We start from the raw sequence: 22,554 nt of genomic DNA on the forward strand, positions 1-22,554 counted from the left end.
ATATACAAAAATGGATTATAACACTATAAATTCAGGCATGGATGCCCTTCTTATTTTTAGAATTTTTCAGCTTTTTTCGAAGAAATATTGATTATTTTTTAATTAATTGTTAAAAATGAGAAACTTTCTCACTATTATTCTTAATGATATTTTTTTTAATTTATTTTCATATATTTATCTCGTCCATATTTGGAATTCTTTTATGAGTAAATTTAATCTCAACCCTCTTTCCGCTGCTTTATTTGGGGCAATTGTAACTACTACGAGTTTCACACATGCTGAAACAGCTGAATCTCAAGCTCAACAGATGGAGACCATTGTTGTTTCTGCAGCGGGCTTTGAACAAAAAGTAAAGGATGCTCCTGCTTCAATTACCGTGATTACGGCTGAAGACTTAAAAAATAAACGAATTACATCCGTTGCAGATGCATTAAGTGATGTAGAAGGTGTCGATATTAGCCCTACAGCAGGGAAAACCGGCGGATTAAATATTCGTATTCGTGGTATGGACGCCGAATATACCTTGGTTTTAATTGATGGCCGCCGACAAAATAGTACAGGTGACATTGCCCCTAATGGATTTGGTGAGTCGAATAATAGTTTTATCCCCCCTGTTTCGGCTATCCAACGCATCGAAGTCATCCGCGGACCAGCTTCTACTTTATATGGTTCTGATGCAATTGGTGGTGTAGTCAATATCATTACCAAAAAAGTTTCACCAGAATGGACAGGTTCGGTCACGTTAGAAGGGACAGTGCTGCCAAATCACTCAGACTTTGGTAACCAACGCGCTGTCGATGCATTTTTAACAGGGCCAATCATTCAAGATTTATTGGGCTTACAAATCCGTGCACGTAAAGCGGAACGTGATCAATCAGATTTAATACGTAGTGATGACGATGATACTGGTGCTGAACTTAGTGGCGGAAATAGCCCAACTAAATCAGATCTAGAAACTATCGGTGCTCGCTTAACACTGACACCGCACAGCGACCATGATATTTCAGTTGAATATGAAAAAACTGAACAATGGTATGACAATAGCAAAGGTCAATTAGGGACGCTTGGTGCAAACGGTGGTTATGGTGATGCTCAAGAATATAACCGTGAGAAAATGATCCTCGCACATACTTGGAATAATGCTATTGGTAAACTTGAGTCAAGTATTATCAATACTCAAACAGAAACGGTTGGACGTTTAATTCCTGCACGTGCACAAGGGATGTCAACAGCCATCACTCCTCGTGTGTTAGAAAGTGAAGATACGATTTTTGATACTAAATTTACCACTCAACATTTTGAAGACCACCGTATTACTCTAGGCGGTCAATGGTGGGAAGCCAGTATCAGTGATGGTTTACGTGTAAAAAAAGAAGTTTCTTTTGAGCAATTGGGTCTATTTGCCGAAGATACTTGGTCGCTGAACGACAATCTAGCATTAACACTTGGTCTTCGTTATGACGACCACGATACGTTTGGTGATTTTTGGACGCCACGTGCATATTTGGTATGGAATGCACATGAAAACTGGACCTTCAAAGGCGGATATAGTGAGGGTTATAAAGCCCCACGTTTGGAACGCTTAACTGACGGTGTGGTCAATGTCAGTGGTCAGGGCCGTACACCAACTTTTGGTAACCCAAATCTAAAACCTGAAACCAGTAAAAACTTTGAATTTGGTACATATTTCTCAACCAATCATAATTTTGACTTCAACGTTACGGCTTTCTTTAGTCAAATCGAAGATAAAATCATGACGGGTAACAAGGAAATTAGCTGTAATACTGATAACACAACGACTTCGGGTATTAATTGGTCTAAAGCTGACTGTGAAGCTTTCATGGCATCGGTTGGAACGCCATGGGTGATGGATTATAACCGTAGCACACCAGACTCATGGAATGTGACTCGCCCTGTGAATGCCGAAGAAGCTGAAGTCTATGGTATTGAAGCTGGTTTAAACTGGGCATTTGCCGATAATTGGAAATTTGGACTGAACTACACGTGGACTGAAACTGAAATTAAAGATAGCAGTTTAGGCAATCCTGTACTTAATGACACACCAGAACACATAGTTAATGCGTCGCTTAAATGGCAAGCTGCTGACTTTATGAATTTATGGGCGCGTGGTGAGTATCGAAGTGAACGTGCACGTTTCACCTCAACCCATGACAATCTAACTGCAGCGAATCAACAGGTTTATGATGCCCTTGGTGACTACAAGGAATACGCATTATTACATGTCGGTTCAAACTTTAATGTCACGCCAAACTGGGATATTGGTGTTGCTCTGTACAATGTCTTTGATAAAGACTTTAACGATTATGAGAAAGTCGCAAATAGCTATTACAACCATTATAGCAATACTCAAGAAGGCCGCCGCGTACAATTAAGTACAACCTTTAAATTCTAAATAACACTTTATAAAAAAACCTGCTTCGGCAGGTTTTTTTGCATCAACAATTTACGATTTATTCTTATTTAATTCACAATCATGGCTATATTTGTAATCTCAATCAATTACAAACCAATAATATGTTTTATCAATACTTAATAAAAAACAGATACTTAATTAATACTTGTTATATCATTACATTAAATATGGCTATCACGATACGATTATTTATCGTGAATAACAATTACATAAAGATGTAAGAACAAATAAGAATCATTATTATTCGCATACAAATTCACTACTCCGAATCGGGTTCGAAATGGCCTTCATTAAAACACGTAAGAAAATTGTTTCTACAGCGATTGCTTCATCACTTTCAATCATTGCAGGCAATGTAATGGCTGAAGAAAAAGCTGTCCAACTCGAGACGATTAATCAAACTGTAAATAAAGAGAATTATAAAGTAGAAAAAGCGTCTTCAGATAAGTTTACGCAATCTCAACTAAATACGACTCAGACTATGGCCATTATCCCTGAGAAAGTATTAAAAGAACAAAATGCAACGACCCTAACAGAAGCACTTCGAAACGTTCCTGGTGTCGGCACATTCTCCCTAGGTGAAAACGGACGAATGAATACTGGTGATGCTGTTACCATGCGTGGATTTGATACAGCAAATAGTATCTTCATCGATGGAGTACGTGACTTGGGTAACGTTACTCGAGACATGTTTAATTACGAACAAATTGAAGTATTTAAAGGCCCTGCTGGTACAGATAATGGTCGTACAGCTGCCTCAGGTTCAATTAATTTATCAACAAAAGAAGCAAAACTTCAAGACGCTAACAATGCAACTCTTGGTTTCGGCTCAGATGAATATTACCGAGCAACTGCGGATATTAATAAAGCAATAAACGATACAACGGCCATCCGTTTTAATGCCATGGGTGAAAACTCAGACGGTATTGGTCGTGACGGTGTTGAAAATGAAAAATGGGCTGCTGCACTTTCAGCAGGCTTTGGTTTAGGCACAGATCTTCGCTTTTTCTTAGACTATCTACATATTGAACAAGACAATGTCTTGGATGGTGGTATCCCAACTGTAGGTTTACCAGGGTTTGATGCAAATAAAAGTACGAATGCAAGTATTAAAAGTCTTGCGCCATATCTAAATAGCCATAAAGTTGATACTTCAAATTATTATGGTGCACCTGAAGATTTTGATGATGTCACTGCGGACATGGCAACTGCTCGTTTAGAGTATGATTTATCAGAAAATACGAAAATCAAAAATACTTCTCGTTGGGGCAAAACAGAGCATCAATATTTAACGACATTCTCAGGTAATGCCTTCACTACAACGTCAACTGACCTGAATGATCCTACTGCGATGCGCGTTTCAGGCAGTGCAAATAATAGTGATACTGAAAATGAAATTATAACTAACCAAACTAGCTTGGTTACAAGTTTCAATACAGGTCGCTTAAAACATGATGTCAGTACAGGGGTTGAATTTACACGTGAAGAAATGAAAACACGTGGTTGGACTGCTACGGTTACCGGTACAAGTTCATTGTATAACCCACAAGGCACTGTACATACCGCTTTAGTCAGAAATACCAATGGTAATGGTGATTCTGAAGCTCAAATGGATACCTACTCTATTTTTGCCTTCGATACTATTGAAATTTCACCACAATTTTCTGTGAATGGTGGCGTTCGTCTAGATCGTTATAAACTTGATGCCGATACATTTGTGAATACGGCTGCTTCAGGTCAACCGGCAAATTATGTTGCACAAAGCTTTAAGGATGACGGCAACCTATTCAACTGGAAAGTTGGGGCACTATATAAACCAACTGAAAACGGTAGCTTGTATGCTAACTACGCCATCCAACAACAAGCACCGGGTACTATTACAGGTGGTGACGGTATTGGTAATGCCAATGCATTTGCCCCATCTGGTTCAGCGAGCAGCAATAACAACTTAGATCTTGATCCTCAAGAAATTGAAACCATTGAAGTTGGTGCTAAATGGGAATTTTTTGACAACCGTTTACTCTTAACAGGTGCACTTTTCCAAACTGAACTCACAAATGAGTTGGAAAAAGATGGTGAAGAATACTACCAAACTGGTGAAAAATCAGTTAAAGGGGTTGAACTTGGCGTGATTGGTAACTTAAATGACAATTGGCAAGTTATTGCTGGTTATACACATCAAAAAACAGACATTAAAAATGTAACCCAAGCTGCGAGTAACCAGCAAGTTTCAGCAGATGGTTCAAGTAATATGCCATTTACGCCTTCTGATGCATTCACATTGTGGACGACCTACAATATGGATAAATGGAGCATTGGTAGCGGCGCGCGTTACAATGGTGAAATGACTAAAAACAAAGATGGCAATCAGGTCGGTCCTGCTGTCATCCCTGACTACTGGGTATTTGACTCAATGGTTAGTTACCAAGCAACACCAAATGTAGGGATTCAATTCAACATCAACAATTTATTTGATGAAGACTACATTAACAGCATCAACCGTGGTGGATTACGTTACATCGCAGGTGCTGAACGTAACTATCGCTTAACATTTAATTTTAAGTTCTAAATTAAATATTCTAAAAAAAGCCTTAATCTTGTATTAAGGCTTTTTTATTTATGCTTATCTTATGTAGATTTGATTAAAATTAGATTAAGGTTAAATTATGCTTCTTCATGTCCCTCATGTCCTTTCAAAGCAACACGTTCAAAGCATCAGACAAGCGATGAACCAAGATAATCAGTGGGTTTCAGGAAAAAGTTCGGCCGGAGCACAAGCTCAAAACATCAAAAAAAATTTACAAATCAATTCAAACAGTCAGCTCTATCAGCAGTTAAGTCAGCAAGTATTACCGCAAATTAAAGAAAGTCTGCTCATTCAATCTTTTGCATTACCTAAAGAAATCTTGCCTCCGCTTTTCAATTGCTACCAAGATACCGGTCACTACGGTAATCATGTCGATAATGCAATCCATTACTATCATGAAAAAAATATAACTGTGCGTACAGATGTCTCAATGACCATTTTTTTATCAGAACCCGATGAATATGAAGGTGGTGAACTGATCATTGAGGATACTTATGGTGAACATGAAGTTAAGTTAGATGCTGGCGATGCAATTATTTATCCAGCGACCAGTCTACATCGTGTTGAACCTGTGACTTCAGGCTCCCGTATAGCAGCTTGTACTTGGGTACAAAGCATGGTCAAAGATGATTGGCAAAGAAGCATGCTTTTTAATTTAGATCAGACCATTATGCAATTACGACAAAATTTAGGCGATAGCAAAGAAATATTACAACTGACGAATCACTACCATAATCTTTTACGTCAATGGGCAGTTCTATGAGTCAACATTCTCCATTGCAACCACTGACTCAGATTCCTGCTCATTTACAAACCATTGCCGATTACGAAAAACAGGCTGAACTGCACCTGTCACACATGGTGTGGCAATACCTACAAGGTGGTTCTATGGATGAACACAGTGTACGTGGCAATTTGTCTCAGTTTGAACAGATACAACTTCTACCACGTATGCTCAGAGATCTGACCCAAGGTCATACCCAAATTGAGATATTAGGACAGCGCTTTCCGCACCCTATTTTTGTTGCCCCGATCGGACATCAACAACAATTTCATCCTGATGCTGAAGCTGCAACAGCCCTCGCCGCCGAAGTCCTTGGCAGCAATATGATCCTCAGTACGTTTACCAATACAGATATGCGTGAGTTAAAGCAGGGCAATCCATTCAAATGGTTCCAATTGTATTGGCAAGGTGAGCGCGAAAAGTCATTATCACTGGTCAAAATGGCAGAAGCACATGGTTTTAAAGCGATTGTGGTGACCGTTGATTCTCCACATTCAGGAATTCGTGACCGAGAGAGACATGCGTTTTTTGAACTTCCTAAGTATGAACCTCAGCCTCATCATTTTATTCAACAACCTCAAAGCAAGCAAAATGAACACCCATTATTTCAAGGTCTGATGAAAATCGCGCCGACATGGGCGGATATCCTTTGGCTCAGTCAAAACACCTCATTACCGATTATTTTAAAGGGCATTGTCAGTCCACATGATGCTGAACTTGCCCTGCAACACGGTGTACAAGGCATTATTGTGTCGAATCATGGTGGGCGCGTACTGGACGGTTGCATTTCCCCTCTCACCGCCTTAGAACTGATTAAAAAAGTTGTGCCTCTGGATTTCCCAGTTTTATATGATGGTGGTATTCGTCGTGGTTCAGATGTGTTTAAAGCGATAGCCTTGGGTGCATCTGCCGTATTAGTCGGCCGTCCCTGCATTTATGGTTTAGCGACTGCGGGTGCTTTAGGCGTTGCACATGTACTCAAAATACTGAAAGAAGAATTTGAGATTACGATGGCATTGATGGGAACAGCCACCGTCGATGAGATTAATAAAGATTATATTTTTCAAAAAAGCTAATTTTATAGAAAAATATTTTCCAGTAATGGCATCTTGACGCAAAAATAGGAAATTATTTCCGGAATATATGGACTAATATTTAGTTATACATTTACGAGCTTACGGTAAAGCTAAGTCATGTGAATCTTTACAGATTTATTTCGACTTTCGGCTAAAGACTCCGAAATTAAACTTGTAAATTGCTAGAATAGACACAATCTATATAAGTAGTACCTTGCCGTTTATCCACGACATTTATCCACGGTGCTATAAGGAGTTTTCACATGATGTTGGCAGATCCAAGCAAAAAATACCGTCGCATGTACCAACGTGTAGACTTACCAGACCGTCAATGGCCAAATAACGAAATCAATAAAGCGCCGATCTGGATGAGTACCGACCTTCGTGACGGTAACCAAGCGATCTTCGAGCCAATGAACATTGAACAAAAGTTCAAAATGTTCCAAATGCTTGTGAAAATTGGTTTCAAACACATTGAAATCGGCTTCCCTTCTGCATCACAAATCGACTTCGATTTCACGCGTTTGTTGATCGAAGGCGGCCATATTCCTGATGATGTGTACATCGAAGTTTTGGTTCAAGCGCGTGATCATCTGATTCAACGCACATTTGAATCATTGCAGGGCGCAAAACGCGCAATCGTGCATATCTACAACTCAAATTCTCCAACTTTCCGCAATAAAGTGTTGAATGTTGATGTTGCTGGTGCAAAACAATTAGCGATTAATGCCGCAACGAAAGTCAAAGAATACGCTGCAAAACAGCCTGAAACTGAATTTGTATTCCAATACAGTCCAGAGTGTTTTACTGCAACAGAATTAGAAGTTGCTAAAGATGTCTGTGATGCGGTCACTGAAATTTGGGAAGCATCTCCAGAGAACAAAGTGATTTTAAACTTGCCTGCAACGGTTGAAGTTTCAGGTCCGAACGTCTATGCAGACCAAGTGGAATGGATGCACCGTAACATTCAACGCCGTGACGGTGTGATTATTTCTGTGCACTGTCATAACGACCGTGGCTGTGGTATTGCCGCTTCTGAGTTGGCCATTATGGCTGGTGCTGACCGCGTCGAAGGCTGTGTGTTTGGTAACGGTGAACGTACAGGTAACGTGGACGTTGCAGCGATTGCATTGAACATGTATACCCAAGGTGTTGCGCCAAACTTAGATTTCTCAAACATTAACGAAATCATTTCAATCATTGAAGAATGCACAGGCTTGCCGGTACACCCTCGTCATCCGTATGCTGGTGATTTGGTCTTCACCGCGTTCTCTGGCTCACACCAAGATGCCATTAAAAAAGGTTTCGAGTTCCAAAAGAACGAAGAAATGTGGGATATGCCTTATTTGCCAATCGACCCGAAAGACTTGGGCCGCGACTATGATGCCGTGATTCGTGTCAACTCACAGTCTGGTAAAGGCGGTATTGCGTACTTGTTAGAATCAAATTACAACGTGGTGTTGCCTCGTCGTATTCAAATTGAGTTCTCGCAAATCGTACAGCAAAAAACAGATGAAGACGGTACCGAGATTTCTGCGCAAGCAATCTGGTCTTTATTTAAAGACACGTATGTGGCTGCCAAAGACACGCATTATGCGGCGAAAAACTACCGCTTACATGATGAAAATGGCAAACAAGTCATTGAGCTTGATGTCGAAGTGAACGGTGAGATCCAGCAATTACGTGGTGAAGGCAACGGCCCAATCTCTGCTATCTTAAATGCCTTGCAGTTACCGATTGATGTCTTGAACTATGAAGAACGTAGCATCAGTTCAGGCGCACATGCTAAAGCCTTGGCGTTGATTGAGCTTCAAGTGAAAGGTACAGGTAAGTCTGCATTCGGCGCAGGTGTGCATGACAACATCGTGACCGCATCTATCGAGGCGATTATTGCCAGCACTAACCGTTTAATTGAACAAGGTGTTTTGAGTACTGAACAAGTGATTGCTGCTGCAGTCTAATTCAATGCTATAAATATCAAATAGCAATAAAATGACTTTAGAAGGATACCCTCAAGTGGTATCCTTTTATTATTCATACTAAAGATTTAAGGCGAATTATTCCTGTGTCTTTTCCAGCTGACTCAGTGGGCTTAGTTACCCCACAAAAGTTTATTTTTGAAGAGCCGTTAGAGCTCGAATGCGATCGCATACTCCCACGTTTTGAGCTCATGGTTGAAACTTATGGCGAACTGAATGCAGACAAATCTAATGCAATTTTGATTTGTCATGCACTGTCAGGCCATCATCATGCAGCAGGTTATCATCATGAAGATGACCGTAAACCGGGTTGGTGGGACGCATGTATTGGACCAGGCAAAGCCATTGATACGTCAAAATTCTTTGTCGTAGCATTAAATAATATTGGCGGCTGTAGCGGTTCTACTGGACCGACCTCTCCAAATCCTGAAAATGACAATCGCCCTTATGGTCCTGATTTCCCATTAGTGACTGTCCGTGACTGGGTCAAAACCCAAGCCATGTTGTCTGATCGTTTAGAAATTCAGCAGTGGTATGCGGTGATTGGCGGCTCTTTAGGCGGCATGCAAGCTCTACAATGGTCTGTGGACTATCCAGATCGTTTACAAAAGTGCGTGATTATTGCCAGTACACCAAAACTGTCTGCGCAAAACATTGCCTTTAACGAAGTGGCGCGTCAGTCGATTTTGTCTGACCCTGATTTCCATGATGGTCGCTATTTAGAAAATGATAGTTATCCTAAGCGAGGTTTGATCTTGGCCCGTATGGTCGGTCATATCACTTACCTCTCTGAAGAAGCCATGAAACAAAAATTTGGCCGTGACTTAAAGTCAGGTAAATTTATGTATGGCTTTGACGTCGAATTCCAAGTCGAAAGTTATTTGCGTTATCAAGGTGAGCAATTTAGCCGTAACTTTGATGCCAATACCTATTTGATCATGACCAAGGCTTTAGATTATTTCGATCCATCACGTGAATATGAGCAATCATTAAAAACCGCGATGTCTAAAACCAAGTGTCAATTTTTAGTTGTTTCATTTACAACGGACTGGCGTTTTACCCCTGCTCGTTCGCAAGAAATTGTAGATGCATTAATTAGTAATCATAAGCCTGTGAGCTATGTGGATATTGATGCTGAACAAGGTCATGACTCTTTCTTGTTCCCGATTCCGTTATATGTGAAAAGCTTACGTGCATTCCTAGGCGGTGTAAAACACCTGCAAGAAACACCGAAGGAGACCAACTAATGCGTATTGATCATCAACTGGCTGAACGTTGGATTAAACCAGATTCAAGCGTACTCGATTTAGGGTGTGGTGACGGTGAACTGCTTGCACATATGAGCAAAAAGCACAATATTCGTGCATATGGCTTAGAAATTGATCAAGAAAAGATTGCAATTGCGGTCAGTCGCGGGTTAAATATCATCCAACAGGACTTGAACTTAGGTTTAAGTCGCTTTGCCGACCAGTCTTTTGACTATGTGGTTATGGCACAAGCCTTGCAAGCTGTAGATGCACCAGACGTTCTTTTAAGAGACATGGTGCGTGTGGGGAAACAGGCCATTATCACCTTTCCAAACTTTGCACATTGGAAGACTCGTTCTTTCCTTGCATTAAAAGGAATGATGCCTGTTTCAGACGCGTTACCCTATATGTGGTATAACACGCCCAATATTCATTTATGTACTTTCCGTGATTTTGAAGCGCTGTGTGCTGAAAATAACATCCGGATTATTAACCGACTTGCCGTGAATGGGGATCAACAAGATAGTTTACTGAGTAAACGTCTCCCAAATCTATTTGGTGAAGTCGCAATTTATCGAGTGAGCGCTCTATGAAAAAATTATTATTAAGCACGACGCTACTGATTGGACTTTTTAGCATACAAGCCCATGCGGATTATGTTGCTCCATCATCTTCAGTTTCTAGCCAAGCTGCACAATATTCAATTATGGATATTCACAGCTTAAGTAAAGCTGCTAAAGCAGGTCAGCCTGGTGCTCAGTTTTACTTAGGCACTAAATATCAACAAGGTAAAGACGTTGCAAAAGATGAACGTCAAGCTTTTGCATGGTACAAAGCTGCTGCCGATCAAGGTTTATCTGCAGCTCAGCTCAATGTGGGTCGTATGCTCGCTGATGGCATTGGGACTAAAAAAGATGAAGCGCTTGCTCGTCAATATTTCGAAAAAGCAGCCAGCCGTGGTGATAACCGCGCAAGCTTTAACTTAGCCATGATGGAAGAGCAAAAGAAAAACTACATGGGTGCATACCAATGGTATGAGCTTTCTACTCGTGATGGCATGCTCGACAACAAAGTGATTAGCTTGTCTGAAGGTAAGAAAACCGCTTTGGCAGCCAACTTAAGCCAAGACCAAATTCGTCAAGCACGTGACCGTGCAGACAAATGGATTCAAGCGCAATAAGTTTTTTGAATCTTAAAAAGCACCTTCGGGTGCTTTTTTATTGCCTGTCAGCCACAGCATCTTGTTAAAATAGCCTCAAATCTTGTTTTATGGTGAATATTCACATGGCTTCAACTGATTGGTTATCTCAAGGCACTTTGGTGCTTGCAAGTAATAACAAAGGCAAAATTGCAGAATTTGAAAAAATGTTTGCCGAGCTTAATCTTCCTGTTGAAGTGATTCCACAAGGTCAGTTGAACATTGAAGATGCCATCGAAGACGGTCTAAGCTTTGTTGAAAATGCCATTATCAAAGCGCGTCACGCATCGAAAATTTCAGGCAAGCCAGCCATTGCAGATGATTCTGGCATTTGCGTTCCTGTACTCGGTGGCGCACCAGGGATTTACTCTGCGCGCTATGCAGGTGAACATGGCAATGATGCCGCTAACAATGCCAAGTTGCTTGCTGACCTCAAACCACTCCGTAAAGAGGGTGAAGCCATCGAAGGGATGTTTGTATGTGTCTTGGCTTTGGTCCAACATGCAGAAGACCCACTCCCACAAATTTTCCAAGGTGTTTGGCGCGGTGAAGTGATGGAAGCAGCACGTGGTGAAAATGGCTTTGGCTATGACCCACTGTTTTGGCTGCCAGAACTGAATGTTTCTAGTGCTGAATTATCAAAAGAAGAAAAAAATAAAATCAGCCATCGTGGTCAGGCGATGAAATTATTTAAAGCAAGTTTGAAATAATTTAAATTGGAGTTAATCTTAATGCCAAAGATTAACTCCAATCCCTGAATAAAAATAGAATAATTATGGCACTTCAACCGATACAGATCATATGCAACGCATGTCATCACACCTCAACTGAAATCCCAACACGCTCTTTTCTTGGTTTTCAAAAAATAAGCTGCCCTCATTGCCATGTGCAACTAACCTACCCGCTCACCTCAGGCTTTCGTGCCACCTACGCTATTTTTGCAGTGTTGATCGTACTGTCGATCATGCTTAATCTGTCGCAAGGTCAGGTTGGATTTCCAGGCCTGATAGGTATCGCAATGATATACGCCCTCGTGCGTGATTGGCAGATTTGAAAACAGCCCAAGTAGTCGCCCTTTGTGGGCATCTATAATTCACTTTTCATTTTAAAGCGAAAAAAGATGCAAAATTAACCCATAAAAACTGACGACGATACAGCTCATAATCGTGCCTGAAGCAATATAACGTGCCGAAGTGCCTGTTCCTTGATAATGCGTTTCTAAAGCCACAATATTCGCTGCAGGGGGTAAGCAGAACAGCATAAACATCACCCCAATATATTTCTCGATCTGGGGAATCGGAAGAAAGGCATAACTCAAACTACAGATCACCGCGCCAACGGTGAGTTTCATCGCATAAATACGACTACTGTTAATCAGATCACGCCATTGTACCTTGGTTTGACGCAGCCACATGCCTAAGACACACATCCCCGTGAAACTCATTCCAATTTTTGCAGCTTGATAGAGCCAATCTAAGATCTGATGTTCTTCTAAATGCTGCAGTCCAACTATTCGACAGACGCCTGCAATCATCAAGGCAAATACAGGGGGAGACATCGCCACTTTTTGCATCACGCTCGACCATGGTAATTGGGCTGAACTGACGGCTGTCACGGCCCACATATTGCCAAAGATAGAGCCACCGACATACAGAGCCACCATCGCTGCACTAATTTCAGGGCCAAACAGTGCTAAGGCAAAAGGAAAACCCAGCCAAGCCAAGTTCAAATAACTGACACACAAGGCACGTAAACTATCTTTTAACAGCCAGCGAAATAAATAAAACATCAGCACGGCAACACTAAAGCTAAAGAGCATGAGTGCTAAACTGCCTGCTTGATAGAACACCATGTTGTAGATGATCACGGCTGGAATAAAACAGCGTGCAAGTAAGCTCGAGAAAATCGATTTGAGCGATGCGGTTCCTGATAATGATGCCAATCCGAGGCCACTTAAAAAACCCAATATCGGAAGAAGAAACGCCACTACACCACCCTCACTGCTCAATCTATGCATAGTAACACTGAACATAAGCTTCGCGGCTGTCTTTAAACTGCAACATCTTGGTCACTTCACTGTCATCTACAACTGCTGAAATGTTGTGCAGACCAACAAGAGGATAACAAGATGGCTGGACTATCGATTTGGCATGTACTGATTTTTGCAATTGTGGTGATTTTACTCTTTGGTACATCAAAACTAAAAAACTTGGGCAAAGATGTCGGCGGCGCTGTCAAAGATTTCAAAAAATCGATGCGTGATGAAGACGCAGCAAAGACACAGCTTAATGAGCCTCGCACGCTAGAGCATGAAGCTCAAAATAAAACCAATTCCTCAGTTCAAAGCTAAGGAGTTGTCATAATGCTCAATATTGGTATTAGCGAATTACTGGTGTTCAGCATTATTGCGCTGATCGTACTTGGCCCGGAAAAACTGCCTGAAGGTATCCGCTTTGCAGGTAAATGGTACGGGAAAGTTAAACGACTGATCAGTAACGTGCAAACAGATATTGATCGTGAGCTTCGCATGTCCGAACTTCGTGAAGAAATGCAAAAAGAAATGCAACGTATTCAACAGCTCGAAGCGCGTATGCAAGCGCAGATGAATGAATTACAACAAACGCAACACCCCATAGAACAGACTGCGCAAAAACAACAAGAAGCCGTCCTACCTGACAATAAAAATTTATCCCCACGTTATCAGTACATCGAACGTGGTCAGAGCACGATATTTGCCGTGGTTACACCCCAAATGAAAATAAAGCACGAAATTAAAACAGATCAAGCTCCCACATTAAGTTCGACCGATGCATTAGCAGAATATCAGGTGGCCGTATGACAGATCTTTCACTGAATAATTCACAGAACACTGTGCCTGATTTGGAAGAAATGCCGATCACCAAACATTTGGTGATTTTGCGTCGGCATTTGATCAAAATTACAGGGCTCATTTTGATTCTGTTCTTTTGTTTATTGCCCTTTGCCAATCAAAGCTATCAATTGATGTCAGAGCCTCTGCGTGCTCAGTTGCCGATGACCTCATCCATGATCGCAACGGATGTGACCGCCACCTTTATGGCGCCGTTTAAGCTAAATTTCTTTGTCGCGCTTATGCTCGCGATGCCTTTCGTGATTTATCAACTTTGGGCCTTCATCAAACCTGCACTGTATGAAAAAGAGCGGCATTTGGCGATGCCCTTATTATTCGGCAGCATCGTCCTCTTCTATGCCGGTATTGCCTTTGCCTATTGGGTTGCCCTGCCATCCATCCTACATTTTTTTATGAGTGTTTCCCCTGAAACGGTCGCCCCAATGACGGACATCAATAGTTATTTAAGTTTCTGCTTAAAGCTTTTTTTGGTGTTTGGACTGACCTTTGAAATTCCAATCATCACGTTAATTTTGATTTTGATCGGGGTGGTATCTACTCAAACTTTGGTAGAGAAGCGTCGTTTTATTATCGTCGGCTGTTTTTTTGTCGCCATGTTTGCAACGCCACCCGATGCGCTTTCGATGATCATGTTGGCCATCCCCATGTGGATGCTGTTTGAGCTGGGTTTGTTCTTTGGCAAGCTGATTGAAAAACGACGTACAACTACAACTTAAACAAACTGATGTTTCGACAATTTTGGTGAGTTTTACACCTAAGAGGCTGAGATAGCCTCTTTTTTTATGCGTCCATTTAATGTTTTGCAATTTACATGCAGCGAAATCCAAATGCCTATTTCATCAGTTTGCAACATTAGCTTCAAAGCATTGTCATATTTTATCGATAGTTTTATGTGATCAACTTTTACCCAGCACACCTTTGCCAGGATTTAAATTCATGACAAACATGCCATATAACGAAGATCAAGAACTTGATAACAACACTTCGGATAACCTTCATTTTCGTGACATTTTAGAACAGCGCATCAGCCGTCGTAGCTTGATTACCAAGACTGCGAGTGGTGCAGTCGCACTTGCATTGGCATCTTCATTAACGGGGTGTAATGATGACAATGACTCAGATTCAAATAGCAATACCAAACCACCTGTCACTGATCCAAATCAAAAACCGACCAAGTTCAATTTCACACCAGTGAAAAAGAATTTAGACGATATTGTGACTGTTCCTGAAGGCTATCAAGCGCATGTGCTATATGCGATGGGTGACTCGATTAACCCTGCATACCCAGCATGGGATGATAACAATGTTCCTTCTGGCCCGAGCTTCCAATTCCGCTCTGGTGACTGCCATGACGGTATGAGCTTCTTTGGTTTAAATACCACCTCTGGACGCTATGATGCCAAGCAGTCAGACCAAGGTTTGTTGGTGATGAACCATGAATACATCAATCCAACCTTCTTACACCCACAAGGCCCAACCAAAGTGGAAGGCCGTCGCCCTGAAGATGAAGTCATCCGTGAAGTCAATGCACACGGTGTTTCTGTGATTCAAATTGAAAAAGACAGCAAGACTCAAGCCGTTAAACTGGTACAAAATTCTCCATTTAACCGTCGTATTACCGCATCGACCGTAATGGACTTTAAAGGCCCTGTAGCAGGCTCAAGCTTAGTTTGCACGAAATTTTCAACCAATAGCCAGCAAACCCGTGGTACACACAACAACTGCGGTAATGGCTATACCCCTTGGGGCACTTACCTGACAACAGAAGAAAACTTCATTGGTTACTTCGCTCGTGCAAAAGACGATGATGCCAAACGTAGTCCTGCTGAAATTGTGGCACTCAACCGTTATGGCCTAAAAGCGGGTGCAAACTCACGCTATGGTTGGGAAACGGCGATTGGAAGTAATGAGTCACAAGATTTATATGACCGTTGGTCAGCGAATGTTACCGGTACTCAGGCAGCAGAAGATTATCGTAATGGTCCAAACACCTTTGGTTGGATTGTCGAAATCGACCCATTTGACCGCCGTGAAAACCCAGTAAAACGTACAGCACTGGGTCGCTTTGCACATGAAGACTGCCGTGCAAGTCGCTTACGTGAAGATGACAACCTTGCGTTTTACATGGGCGATGACTCGCGCGGTGAATACATCTATAAATTTGTATCAGACCAAAAATGGAATAAAAAAGATGTCAACGGTGGCTATGCCGCGGGCGACAAATACATGAACAACGGTAAGTTATACGTTGCCAAATTTAACAATGATGGCAAAGGTCAATGGATTGAATTGAGCTATAACGTCAATGGTTTAAACCAAAGCAACAGCGTGTATCCTTTTAGCTCACAAGCAGATGTGCTGACCTTCGCACGTCTTGCCGCAGATGCTGTCGGTGCTACCAAAATGGACCGTCCTGAATGGGTCGCTGTGCATCCAGACAATGGTGAAGTCTATGTGACCCTCACCAATAACTCGAACCGTGGTACGACGCATGCACTAGATGCTGCCAACCCTCGTAACTACACCGACCCTGAAGGTGGTAAAGGCAACGTCAACGGTCATATTATCCGTTTCCGTGAAGATGGTGATACAACCACAGCACTCAGCTTTACTTGGGATATTTACCTGTTTGGTGCTGAAGCAAAAATGGCAAGCAACATTAACTTATCTGGTCTAAATGACAATAATGACTTGTCATCACCTGATGGGATGTGGTTCGACCCACGTGGTGTGTTATGGATTCAAACCGATGACGGTGCTTATACCGATACCACCAACTGTATGATGCTTGCTGCACTTCCAGGTCAAGTCGGTGATGGCACAAAAGCCACGACATCATCGGGTCAAGAAACCATTGTGGGTGCAAAACTGAATGATGAAAACTTACGTCGCTTCCTGACTGGACCTAAAGAATGTGAAATCACAGGTGTGACGATGACACCTGACTACAAAGCGATTTTTATCAATGTGCAACATCCCGGCGAAGATTCAGCATCCTATGCTGAACCGACCAGCCACTGGCCTGCATCACAAACCAATGCAGCAGCGACTTCACGTCCTCGCTCAGCGACCGTAGTCATCACCCGTAAAGATGGTGGTGTGATTGCTGGCGAAGCGGTAGAACAAGCTCAGCCAACGCAAAAAACCGCATAAGACATCTCTAAAAAAAAAGCCGACGAATCGTCGGCTTTTTTTATGGCTTTAAATGCACTTCTATCTGGGTGATCTGTCCTTGTTGCTCACCTTGCTGCTGTTTTTCCTGCCAATGCCACTGTGAATCCCGCATACATAATAAATTTGAACAGCGAGTGCCATACACTGGACTTTGAATAAAGGTTGAAGACAACAAATGTTCCATTTCCGCCTGAATCCCAGTATTGGGTAACAATGATGGAATGATTTTACGTTCATCTTCCAAAATATCCCACGCAGCAGCGTCTATATCCGCCTGTGGTTGCTGGCTTTGTAGCATCGGTAAAAATTCTTGCGTGAAACGTTTGCGTAAATGTCGGGTCTTTTCCCAATGTTCAGTCATTAAACCATTGGATGTGACATACACCCCTTTGGCTAAGACTTGTGGTGCTTCACCGCGATTACTCATATAAACGGCTTGAGTGGCATCGCCAACGAATAAATTAAAGCCAGCATAATTACATTGGATTTGTTCAATTGCTTGCGCAAAACGAATGGGCGTTTGCTCAGATTCTAAAAATTGCTGAATCAAAGCGCCACGTGAAGTGGGATATGTGGTCTGATCACGACCGTCACGAAAATTGGTCACAATCGCCCAACGCCCTTGAGCGGTTATCCCCATCCATGTTCCACCAGACTGTAAGTCCTGCCCTGCAATAATCGGACTATCCACCCATTGTTTTAGGCCTGCCGTCGGTCGATGATAAAACTCATCACGATTCGAAATCAGGCAGAGTGGCATGTCATCCAAGACCTGCCAAGCAAAAGCCACAATGCACATATTCAATTCTCAATATCTTTACACATTGAATGTACAACATTTTTCAGCGCATTCAGCTAAAATCTGTGCAAAACATAATGACAAGGAACAGCAATGCTGACATATCCAAATATCGACCCTGTGGCGATATCACTGGGGCCACTACAAGTTCACTGGTATGGTCTGATGTATTTATTGGCCTTTTTATTTGCATGGGGCTTGGCAAGCTACCGCGCAAAACAACGTGACGGCTGGAACGCAGAAATGGTCTCTGACCTGATTTTCTACGGTGCATTGGGTGTCGTGATTGGTGGACGCTTTGGCTATGTCTTCTTTTATGGTTTCGATCAGTTCCTTGCCAACCCACTGTGGCTGTTCCAAGTTTGGACAGGCGGCATGAGCTTCCATGGCGGTTTCCTTGGGGTCATGATTGCCATGTTACTGTGGTGCAAGAAATATAAAATGACTTGGTTCCAGACCCTCGACTTTATTGCACCCTGCGTTCCGACAGGCTTAATGTTTGGTCGTATTGGCAACTTTATTGGTGGCGAACTATATGGTCGTGCAGTGACCGACCCTAATTTTGCTTTCGGCATGATCTTCCCGACCGATCCGCTTCAGTTGGTGCGCCATCCGTCGCAGCTTTATCAAGCCCTCTGTGAAGGTTTGATTCTGTTTATCGTGCTGTGGTGGTTTAGTTCAAAACCTCGTCCACGTTATGCCGTTTCAGCCTTGTTCCTCATCGGATATGGTATCGCACGCTTCACCGTTGAATTCTTCCGTGAGCCGGACAATGGTCAACTGTTCATTGGATGGATGAGTAAAGGTCAGTTCCTGACAGTTCCAATGATTCTGATTGGCCTATGGATGATGTGGTATGCCTACCAGAAAAAAATCTATGACTGGGGTCCACAAAAGAATCACTAATATTTTCTAAAAGTCTTTAAGCAAGCGAGGTCTAAGCCTCGCTTTTTTATGCGCTGAAATTTACTCCTTCATACGCATTTACTGCACATGAAGTGACTGAATTAGACAACCGATCTGTGCTACAGTTTATTCAGCTTATTTTTAAACTATCGATCCATGCTTGAATTTTGGTTTAACCCCAGCGTTTCTGTACTTAAAAAAATCCTGTTTTTTATTGCGATGGCCGTACTGACCGGTGTTCTGTATTGGATGGAACCCCTAACACTTCAAGCCATTCTCATGTTCATGGGTACAGGCGTGATTTTCCTGATTTGTCGTTATTGCAAGATTCATTTTGCAGCAAAAAATCCAACAGGTTTGCTCTATCGTTTATTGACGTGGATTCCGATTGCACTGCTGTTGGCATTGGTTTTTATCAACATGAATAAGGGTGAAATTTTGATTCCGGGTGCTCAAGGCATTGGCTTTATGGCTTTGGCGATCTGCCTGCTCTCCCCGATTTCACTGCTGAATAAAAACGAGAACTCTTCGCCCGAAGGTAAAGTTTAAATGCTGACGTTTTGGTACTCTGAGCGCTGTAACCGACAAATCAAGCTCATCATTTGTATCAGTACCTGCGTGCTTATTTTTCTATGCGCTGAACAAAAACAACTTGATCCCCGCTTTGCGGGCATAAGTTTAGCCATTGGTTTGATGATTGATCTGCTTTATAAGCTCAGACAAGACAAACTAAAAACACTGTCTCCGTCATTAAAATGCGGTTTGGCTGGTTTGCCAATTTTATGTTTAGTGTGCTTAATTTATTTTCTACCCGATGAGCAACGCTGGATTTTAGCGCTGCAATGTGTGGGCTTTACTGCAATTGGATTATTTATTGTCTCGATCTACAGTCAACGTGCAAAAAGAATTGAAGACTAACCTTTTTTCACTGAAGGACTATCAATCCGCTAAGCGATAATAGCTATATTTCACATTTGGAGTTCGATAGACCGCATAACCCGCTTGACGATAATCAGACACCCAATCCTTACCTGAATATGCTGCGATATGACCATAACGACTACTTTGATTGCGGTCGATAATATAAATATCGCCTTTCTTTGGTCGATCAAACGCTAAATTAATTTTTTGATAACCAATTTTTTGTAATGTGCTGCCCCAATCTGCTGCGGCAACGGGGTGACCGTTAAAACGTGCCCCAGCGGACTCAAGTGCTAGACGAACACTGCGGGCACATTTCTGAGTACTGCTTTGACGGGTAATGCCTTGTAAAAATCCAGTCAAACGATCGATATCGATACGCTGACCATTTCGGGATACCACATTTTTAGTCGCTGCTTTTTGAGTGGTATTGGACTTGCCCGTATTTTTACTCGCCTGAGAACGAATTATGATATTTGCCTGAACTGGAGCATGCACTTCACTCAAGTTTACATTGTGATCATAAGCCATTCTTTACCCCACACTCCCGCCTATATTTAGGCATTCAAAAATTTTAACGAGGGTGATAGTACCGCGTAAATCATGTTTTTTCATGTAAAAAATGTAAGATTTCTTAAACAAATCTTCACAATTAAATACGACCGTCTATTTTTAATTCAAATAGATTTATTTTTGATATCAAACTTTTAATCAAAAATAGTTGTTCAAAATCACCTCTTCATAATGAGAAAAATCACGTTTATTTTTTAATCAAACTTATCTGTATTTTTTTTCACCGCTGCGAATGGAACATCGCTTAATAAGTAAACAATAAAGTTTAAGTCTTCTAAGCTCATGCTTGATTTAACAGACATATTGTCTCGTTAACGCTTGATGTAGTTGTTATGAATAGACGTCTTCAACTCAGAAAATCCAGCGCTTGTTGCCTGCAAAATTTTCTCATCACCCAATAAACACCGTATGTTTTTGATTTTTTAAACCTGACCATATTCAAGCGCCCATCGCAGTTCCTTCCACACGCAAAACAAGCTAATATGTGCCACAAGAAATTTAGCAAATTATGAGAGAGACATGCGCCAGTATTTAGACCTTTTACAACACATTCTCGACAACGGCGGCGACAAGGGCGACCGTACGGGTACGGGAACACGTTCTGTATTTGGTCATCAAATGCGCTTCGATCTTTCTCAAGGTTTCCCTTTACTCACCACCAAAAAAGTTCATTTCCGCTCTATCGTGATTGAACTACTGTGGTTCCTTAAAGGCGATACCAATGTTCAATATTTGCAAGACAATAAAGTCTCCATTTGGGATGAATGGTCTACAGCAGAACAAACTGCGCGTTTTGGTCGTCCTGCTGGCGAATTAGGTCCTGTTTACGGTCATCAATGGCGTAATTTCGGTGCAACCAAAAAAGCCGATGGCCTATATGAACAAGATGGTTTTGACCAAATTAAATGGTTGGTCAATGAAATCAAAACCAATCCTAACTCTCGTCGTCTAATCGTGTCGGGTTGGAACCCAAATGAGGCAGGTAATGTTGCATTGCCACCATGCCATACCTTGTTCCAATTTTTTGTCCAAAACGGAAAATTATCCTGCCAATTATATCAACGCAGTGCTGACGTTTTTTTGGGTGTGCCGTTTAACATTGCCAGCTATGCCCTGTTAACACACATGATTGCGCAAGTTTGTGGTCTAGGTGTAGGCGACTTCGTTTGGACCGGTGGGGATACACATTTATATGCCAACCATTTCGAACAAGCGCAGTTGCAACTGACACGTGAACCAATGGGTCTGTGCCAATTAAAACTCAATCCTGAAATTACCGATCTTTTCGATTTTAAATTTGAAGATATTGAAATCGTAGGTTATGAATCACATCCTGCGATTAAAGCCCCTGTTGCGGTTTAATTTCAGAAATCCCAAGTGAAAAGCAAAATCCCGCTTTACCTCAAGCGGGATTTTGCATTCTAATAGACGACAAATAATTCGGCTATTTGAGTTCAAACTATGGCATTTCAAAATTTAGAAATCGTGCACGTTGTCGCTATGGATCAGCAGCGCTGCATTGGTAAAGGTAATGATTTGCCGTGGCATATTTCTGCCGATTTACAGCACTTTAAAGCCATCACCCAAGGTGGTGTAGTGGTTATGGGACGCAAAACCTTAGAGTCTATGGGACGTACCCTTCCGAAGCGTGTCAATTGGGTCATTACACGAGATAGCAATTGGTCATTTGAAGGCACCAAAGTCGCATATAGTATCGACGAGGCGTTAACGCAAGCTGTTGCTGATGTCGCAAGTTCAGAAAAACCAACGAGTCTTTTTATTATTGGTGGTGGTGAAATTTTTAAGCAAACCATCGGCATCGCAGACCGTTTAGAACTCACGCATGTTGAACTCGATGTTCAAGGTGATGCGCATTATCCTGAAATTCCTGCGGACTTTCAAAAAGTGGCGTCAGAACAACATATCGACGACAAAACTGGGATTGCTTTTGAGTTCGCAACTTACCGAAAATAAAGAAAAATCTTA

21 protein-coding genes are annotated in these 22,554 nt (G+C 41.9%); 18 read left to right on the forward strand and 3 right to left on the reverse strand.

From position 1 onward, the window contains the following. Positions 1-202: 202 nt before the first annotated feature. The 9 genes from FTU64_RS08145 (at position 203) to rdgB (ending at position 12,015) form a co-directional block, all read left to right on the forward strand. Entirely contained in the window at positions 203-2,413 is a 2,211-nt protein-coding gene (locus FTU64_RS08145) for a TonB-dependent receptor domain-containing protein (protein ID WP_180055645.1), read from the forward strand. A 301-nt stretch (positions 2,414-2,714) separates the two neighbouring features. After that, on the forward strand, positions 2,715-5,003 hold the full coding sequence (locus tag FTU64_RS08150) for a catecholate siderophore receptor Fiu (RefSeq protein ID WP_180050499.1): 2,289 nt from the start codon (positions 2,715-2,717) through the stop codon (positions 5,001-5,003). 97 nt (positions 5,004-5,100) lie between these two features. Further along, positions 5,101-5,784: a Fe2+-dependent dioxygenase gene (locus tag FTU64_RS08155; RefSeq protein WP_180007181.1), complete on the forward strand. Its 684-nt coding sequence runs from the start codon at positions 5,101-5,103 to the stop codon at positions 5,782-5,784. Next, a complete protein-coding gene (locus FTU64_RS08160; RefSeq protein WP_180007180.1) occupies positions 5,781-6,881 on the forward strand; it encodes an alpha-hydroxy acid oxidase in 1,101 nt (366 codons plus the stop codon). The genes FTU64_RS08155 and FTU64_RS08160 overlap by 4 nt, the downstream gene beginning before the upstream one ends. Positions 6,882-7,144: 263 nt before the next feature. Continuing rightward, the gene (leuA, locus tag FTU64_RS08165) at positions 7,145-8,842 is read left to right on the forward strand and encodes a 2-isopropylmalate synthase (RefSeq protein ID WP_111884051.1); all 1,698 of its coding nucleotides are present in this window, start codon (positions 7,145-7,147) and stop codon (positions 8,840-8,842) included. A 104-nt stretch (positions 8,843-8,946) separates the two neighbouring features. Then, positions 8,947-10,107: a homoserine O-acetyltransferase gene (locus FTU64_RS08170; protein WP_168377871.1), complete on the forward strand. Its 1,161-nt coding sequence runs from the start codon at positions 8,947-8,949 to the stop codon at positions 10,105-10,107. Next, positions 10,107-10,700, forward strand: a complete 594-nt coding sequence (gene metW, locus FTU64_RS08175) for a methionine biosynthesis protein MetW (RefSeq protein WP_067763682.1) — start codon at positions 10,107-10,109, stop codon at positions 10,698-10,700. The genes FTU64_RS08170 and metW overlap by 1 nt, the downstream gene beginning before the upstream one ends. Continuing rightward, the gene (locus FTU64_RS08180) at positions 10,697-11,287 is read left to right on the forward strand and encodes a tetratricopeptide repeat protein (protein WP_078189669.1); all 591 of its coding nucleotides are present in this window, start codon (positions 10,697-10,699) and stop codon (positions 11,285-11,287) included. Before metW ends, FTU64_RS08180 begins: the two co-directional genes overlap by 4 nt. Before the next feature lie 104 nt (positions 11,288-11,391). Continuing rightward, positions 11,392-12,015 (forward strand): RdgB/HAM1 family non-canonical purine NTP pyrophosphatase, encoded by a 624-nt coding sequence (gene rdgB / locus FTU64_RS08185; protein WP_180055642.1) that lies wholly within the window; start codon positions 11,392-11,394, stop codon positions 12,013-12,015. Between the two features lie 395 nt (positions 12,016-12,410). On the opposite strand, the gene FTU64_RS08190 is transcribed toward rdgB, so the two are convergent. Further along, positions 12,411-13,292 (reverse strand): permease, encoded by an 882-nt coding sequence (locus tag FTU64_RS08190; RefSeq protein ID WP_168377993.1) that lies wholly within the window; start codon positions 13,290-13,292, stop codon positions 12,411-12,413. 141 nt (positions 13,293-13,433) lie between these two features. Between FTU64_RS08190 and tatA the strand changes: the two genes are divergently transcribed. From tatA to FTU64_RS08210, 4 genes are all read left to right on the forward strand, one after another. Then, on the forward strand, positions 13,434-13,655 hold the full coding sequence (tatA, locus tag FTU64_RS08195; RefSeq protein WP_168377874.1) for a Sec-independent protein translocase subunit TatA: 222 nt from the start codon (positions 13,434-13,436) through the stop codon (positions 13,653-13,655). Positions 13,656-13,667: 12 nt separating this feature from the next. Continuing rightward, on the forward strand, positions 13,668-14,144 hold the full coding sequence (tatB, locus tag FTU64_RS08200) for a Sec-independent protein translocase protein TatB (RefSeq protein WP_168377875.1): 477 nt from the start codon (positions 13,668-13,670) through the stop codon (positions 14,142-14,144). Then, entirely contained in the window at positions 14,141-14,911 is a 771-nt protein-coding gene (tatC, locus tag FTU64_RS08205) for a twin-arginine translocase subunit TatC (protein WP_180059544.1), read from the forward strand. The genes tatB and tatC overlap by 4 nt, the downstream gene beginning before the upstream one ends. Before the next feature lie 220 nt (positions 14,912-15,131). Then, positions 15,132-17,348 (forward strand): PhoX family phosphatase, encoded by a 2,217-nt coding sequence (locus FTU64_RS08210; RefSeq protein WP_180059545.1) that lies wholly within the window; start codon positions 15,132-15,134, stop codon positions 17,346-17,348. A 40-nt stretch (positions 17,349-17,388) separates the two neighbouring features. On the opposite strand, the gene FTU64_RS08215 is transcribed toward FTU64_RS08210, so the two are convergent. Beyond that, positions 17,389-18,168 (reverse strand): NRDE family protein, encoded by a 780-nt coding sequence (locus tag FTU64_RS08215; RefSeq protein ID WP_180059563.1) that lies wholly within the window; start codon positions 18,166-18,168, stop codon positions 17,389-17,391. Positions 18,169-18,261: 93 nt separating this feature from the next. Here FTU64_RS08215 and lgt point away from each other — a divergent pair, with 93 nt between their 5' ends. From lgt to FTU64_RS08230, 3 genes are all read left to right on the forward strand, one after another. Beyond that, positions 18,262-19,074: a prolipoprotein diacylglyceryl transferase gene (gene lgt / locus FTU64_RS08220; protein WP_180007176.1), complete on the forward strand. Its 813-nt coding sequence runs from the start codon at positions 18,262-18,264 to the stop codon at positions 19,072-19,074. 156 nt (positions 19,075-19,230) lie between these two features. Continuing rightward, the gene (locus FTU64_RS08225) at positions 19,231-19,623 is read left to right on the forward strand and encodes a hypothetical protein (RefSeq protein ID WP_180059546.1); all 393 of its coding nucleotides are present in this window, start codon (positions 19,231-19,233) and stop codon (positions 19,621-19,623) included. Beyond that, the gene (locus tag FTU64_RS08230) at positions 19,624-19,992 is read left to right on the forward strand and encodes a hypothetical protein (protein WP_180059547.1); all 369 of its coding nucleotides are present in this window, start codon (positions 19,624-19,626) and stop codon (positions 19,990-19,992) included. Positions 19,993-20,013: 21 nt separating this feature from the next. Here the strand turns inward: FTU64_RS08230 and FTU64_RS08235 are convergent, their stop codons facing one another. Next, positions 20,014-20,526, reverse strand: a complete 513-nt coding sequence (locus FTU64_RS08235; RefSeq protein WP_078189680.1) for a peptidoglycan amidohydrolase family protein — start codon at positions 20,524-20,526, stop codon at positions 20,014-20,016. A gap of 561 nt (positions 20,527-21,087) precedes the next feature. On the opposite strand from FTU64_RS08235, the gene thyA reads away from it, so the two are divergent. Both thyA and FTU64_RS08245 read left to right on the forward strand, forming a co-directional pair. Further along, positions 21,088-21,930, forward strand: coding sequence for a thymidylate synthase (gene thyA, locus FTU64_RS08240; RefSeq protein ID WP_078189681.1), 843 nt, complete (start codon positions 21,088-21,090; stop codon positions 21,928-21,930). 99 nt (positions 21,931-22,029) lie between these two features. Then, positions 22,030-22,542: a dihydrofolate reductase gene (locus FTU64_RS08245; protein ID WP_168377882.1), complete on the forward strand. Its 513-nt coding sequence runs from the start codon at positions 22,030-22,032 to the stop codon at positions 22,540-22,542. The last annotated feature ends 12 nt before the right edge of the window (positions 22,543-22,554 follow it).

It is taken from the genome of Acinetobacter sp. YH12128, assembly GCF_013418655.1.
Classification (GTDB): domain Bacteria; phylum Pseudomonadota; class Gammaproteobacteria; order Pseudomonadales; family Moraxellaceae; genus Acinetobacter; species Acinetobacter amyesii.

Coding starts and splice junctions, on each gene's coding strand:
- FTU64_RS08145 (WP_180055645.1), top strand. CDS start 203: ATGAGTAAATTTAATCTCAACCCTCTTTCCGCTGCTTTATTTGGGGCA.
- metW (WP_067763682.1), top strand. CDS start 10,107: ATGCGTATTGATCATCAACTGGCTGAACGTTGGATTAAACCAGATTCA.
- tatC (WP_180059544.1), top strand. CDS start 14,141: ATGACAGATCTTTCACTGAATAATTCACAGAACACTGTGCCTGATTTG.
- FTU64_RS08235 (WP_078189680.1), bottom strand. CDS start 20,526: ATGGCTTATGATCACAATGTAAACTTGAGTGAAGTGCATGCTCCAGTT.
- FTU64_RS08230 (WP_180059547.1), top strand. CDS start 19,624: ATGCTGACGTTTTGGTACTCTGAGCGCTGTAACCGACAAATCAAGCTC.
- rdgB (WP_180055642.1), top strand. CDS start 11,392: ATGGCTTCAACTGATTGGTTATCTCAAGGCACTTTGGTGCTTGCAAGT.
- leuA (WP_111884051.1), top strand. CDS start 7,145: ATGATGTTGGCAGATCCAAGCAAAAAATACCGTCGCATGTACCAACGT.
- thyA (WP_078189681.1), top strand. CDS start 21,088: ATGCGCCAGTATTTAGACCTTTTACAACACATTCTCGACAACGGCGGC.
- FTU64_RS08160 (WP_180007180.1), top strand. CDS start 5,781: ATGAGTCAACATTCTCCATTGCAACCACTGACTCAGATTCCTGCTCAT.
- FTU64_RS08225 (WP_180059546.1), top strand. CDS start 19,231: ATGCTTGAATTTTGGTTTAACCCCAGCGTTTCTGTACTTAAAAAAATC.
- lgt (WP_180007176.1), top strand. CDS start 18,262: ATGCTGACATATCCAAATATCGACCCTGTGGCGATATCACTGGGGCCA.
- FTU64_RS08155 (WP_180007181.1), top strand. CDS start 5,101: ATGCTTCTTCATGTCCCTCATGTCCTTTCAAAGCAACACGTTCAAAGC.
- FTU64_RS08210 (WP_180059545.1), top strand. CDS start 15,132: ATGACAAACATGCCATATAACGAAGATCAAGAACTTGATAACAACACT.
- FTU64_RS08150 (WP_180050499.1), top strand. CDS start 2,715: ATGGCCTTCATTAAAACACGTAAGAAAATTGTTTCTACAGCGATTGCT.
- tatB (WP_168377875.1), top strand. CDS start 13,668: ATGCTCAATATTGGTATTAGCGAATTACTGGTGTTCAGCATTATTGCG.
- tatA (WP_168377874.1), top strand. CDS start 13,434: ATGGCTGGACTATCGATTTGGCATGTACTGATTTTTGCAATTGTGGTG.
- FTU64_RS08245 (WP_168377882.1), top strand. CDS start 22,030: ATGGCATTTCAAAATTTAGAAATCGTGCACGTTGTCGCTATGGATCAG.
- FTU64_RS08215 (WP_180059563.1), bottom strand. CDS start 18,168: ATGTGCATTGTGGCTTTTGCTTGGCAGGTCTTGGATGACATGCCACTC.
- FTU64_RS08180 (WP_078189669.1), top strand. CDS start 10,697: ATGAAAAAATTATTATTAAGCACGACGCTACTGATTGGACTTTTTAGC.